General features: G+C 52.5%; 1 protein-coding gene. It reads left to right on the top strand.

All coding sequences use genetic code 11. The annotated features are described in order from the left end of the window. Nucleotides 1-261 (top strand): IS66 family transposase (locus H8K32_RS20055; protein ID WP_186914410.1); only part of this gene is annotated, 261 nt, incomplete at both ends.

The following is a 261-nucleotide window of genomic DNA, read 5'->3' as shown; positions in this document are numbered from 1 at the left end:
TTGTAGATGCCTTGCATCAATGGTTACTGGTTCAACGTCAGCGAGTCCCTGGTGGCGGTGCTACCATCAAGGCAATCGAATACAGCTTGAATCGCTGGTCGGCGTTGACACATTACCTTAACGATCCCCGGGTACCGATCGATAACAATTGGGTTGAGAACCAGATTCGTCCCGTTGCACTGGGGCGAAAGAATTGGATGTTCGCCGGTAGCCTGCGTGCAGGCAAACGTGCTGCGGCGATCATGAGTCTGATTCATTCAG

It is taken from the genome of Cognatundibacterium jejuense, from assembly GCF_014284255.1.
Classification (GTDB): domain Bacteria; phylum Pseudomonadota; class Gammaproteobacteria; order Burkholderiales; family Burkholderiaceae_D; genus Undibacterium; species Undibacterium jejuense.
This window is presented reverse-complemented; position numbering and strand designations above follow the sequence as displayed.